This is a genomic window from Mycobacterium asiaticum DSM 44297, assembly GCF_000613245.1.
Taxonomy (GTDB): Bacteria; Actinomycetota; Actinomycetes; order Mycobacteriales; family Mycobacteriaceae; genus Mycobacterium; species Mycobacterium asiaticum.
This window is the reverse complement of record NZ_HG964941.1, coordinates 1-2,236: the sequence shown is the minus strand read 5'-3', so window position 1 is coordinate 2,236 and position 2,236 is coordinate 1. Positions and strand designations below refer to the sequence as shown.

The following is a 2,236-nucleotide window of genomic DNA, read 5'->3' as shown; positions in this document are numbered from 1 at the left end:
CGCCATCAGCCAGCAATCCAAACAACCCACCCAATTGCTGGTGCTGCTCATCATCGGCGGCGCCCTGATGGGGTGCGCCGGCTCGATCCGCGAGATCGTCAAGGAACAGGCCATCTACCGGCGCGAGCACGGCATCGGCCTCTCCGGCAGCGCCTACCTCGCCTCCAAACTCGCCGTGCTGGGCGCCATCACCGGCTTGCAGGGACTGATCGTCGGATTCCTCGGCGTTGCGTTCCTACCGCTGCCCGACGATTCGTTGCTGCTGCACTCCGGCAACCCCCAACTCCTTCGCTGGGTGGGCCTGGCCGAGGTGACGGCGGCCATCATCGCCGTCACCGTGGTCTCGATGATCCTGGGCTTGCTGATCTCCGCGCTGATCAGCAATGCCGACCGCGGCATGCCGCTGCTGGTCCTGGTGGTGATGGCCCAACTCGTGTTGTGCGGCGGGCTGTTCGCCGTCCGCGACCGAATCCCGCTCGAGCAACTGGCCTGGCTGTCCCCGTCCCGCTGGGCCTACGCCATGGCCGGGTCGTCCCTCGGGGTGAACTACATCCGCATCACCGACACAGACCCGCTCTGGGACCACGATCGAGCCCGTTATCTGACCGCGCTCGGCATGTGCGTGGCGCTTGGCGTCGTGATGGTGATCCTGCTGGCGATCCGGTTGAAGCGGCTCGATCCGCAACGCCGAGCGCGCCGGTAAAGGCGGTAGACGGTGTCCGGGGCCGCTTTGCTGCTGCTGAGGACGCGACGCGGCCCCCCGCAGCATGCCGATGACAAGACCCTAGTCAAGGCCATATCGGTCGGTCTACGCTAGGCGCCAGCCTTTGGTGCTGGCTCCCGATGAGTTTGCCCTACGGCAACGTGCCTCGAAAAGGAGATGTTGATGAAACTGAAGCTCTGGCGCCGCGTTGGCGTTGCGACCGCGGCGATGGTTGTGGCGATGGCTTTCCTGGTCACCGGCTGCGGCTCAAAGCCCAACGCGTCCAACGGGGGATCAAGCTCCGGAGCAAACACGGATGCCGCCAGCACGGTCAAACAGGCTGCCGATGCCATGCGCAAAGTCACCGGGATGCACGTCAGCCTGACCGTGCAGGGCGCGGTGCCCAACCTGGCCGTGACCAAACTCGACGGCGATGTCTCCAGCACTCCGCAGACCGCCGCCACCGGGACCGCCACCCTGATCGTCGGCAAGGACCCCGTCGACTCGAAGTTCGTCTTCGTCGACGGCCACCTGTACTCCGATCTCGCCGAGGCCGGCAAGTTCACCGACTACGGCAACGGTGCTTCGATCTATGACGTCTCGACGCTGCTCGACCCGGACCGGGGCTTGGCCAACGTGCTGTCACACCTGCAAAACCCGAAAGTTTCCGGCACCGAGCAGATCAACGGCATCGCTACCACCAAGATCACCGGGACCTCGTCCACTGACGATGTCGCCACGCTGGCCGGATCTCGCCTCAGCCCGAAGGACGCGCCGCCCACACCGACCACCGTCTGGATCGCCTCGGACGGCTCCAACCACCTGGTCAAGATCGAGATCGTGCCGGTCGAGAACGGCACCGTGACGATGACCATGTCGGAGTGGGGCAAACAGGTCACCGCCACCAAGCCCGCCTAGCCACGACCCCGATGGCCCCGACAAAGCGCTCGCCCGATGACCGACCTGGGAAAGGAATCCTCATGGCATTGACGGCTTTTCAACGACGTGCCGCGGTCGCCGTGGCGAATATCGTCCTGGTCGGTTCGACGACCATCGTGCTTGCCCCAGCGGTACACGCCGACACCTACTGGGGCGCGATCGCGCACTCGCGCGACGGCAAGGTGTACGGACGGACCAAGAACGCCCCCTCCAAGGCTGCAGCCGAAAGTGCGGCGATGGGCGCGTGTGGCTACTCCGACTGCAAGCTGCTGGTGACATTCAAAGAGTGCGGCGCGATCGCCCAGAACAACAACCCCGACTACGCGGGTGGTTACGGGCCCACACTCGCCGCGGCACAAGCCGACGCCCTGAAAACCCTTGGCACGCCTGGGTGGATCGGAACCTGGTACTGCAACGGCTAGGCCCGGCGGGGTGATTCGGTCCGCCGCACCTGCCCTGAAGTCTCTGCCGCAGAACATCATCAGCGATCGTCTGCGCTGAGGCGCAGGCTTCAGAAAGCTAGGCTGACGCAGCGGAGGCTATGGATGGAAGACCGGACCGACACGATCACGACCGAGGTGCCGCGGTTGGAGG

3 protein-coding genes are annotated in these 2,236 nt (G+C 65.3%); all 3 read left to right on the top strand.

Annotated features, from left to right (window positions below):
* A partial coding sequence (locus tag BN972_RS27505; RefSeq protein WP_036366313.1) for an ABC transporter permease occupies window positions 1-703 on the top strand: 703 nt, incomplete at its 5' end.
* A 183-nt stretch (window positions 704-886) separates the two neighbouring features.
* On the top strand, window positions 887-1,621 hold the full coding sequence (locus BN972_RS27500) for an LppX_LprAFG lipoprotein (protein ID WP_036366315.1): 735 nt from the start codon (window positions 887-889) through the stop codon (window positions 1,619-1,621).
* Window positions 1,622-1,683: 62 nt separating this feature from the next.
* Complete coding sequence (locus BN972_RS27495; RefSeq protein ID WP_036366310.1) at window positions 1,684-2,064, top strand: DUF4189 domain-containing protein; 381 nt, start codon at window positions 1,684-1,686, stop codon at window positions 2,062-2,064.
* The last annotated feature ends 172 nt before the right edge of the window (window positions 2,065-2,236 follow it).

Coding starts and splice junctions, on each gene's coding strand:
- BN972_RS27500 (WP_036366315.1), top strand. CDS start 887: ATGAAACTGAAGCTCTGGCGCCGCGTTGGCGTTGCGACCGCGGCGATG.
- BN972_RS27495 (WP_036366310.1), top strand. CDS start 1,684: ATGGCATTGACGGCTTTTCAACGACGTGCCGCGGTCGCCGTGGCGAAT.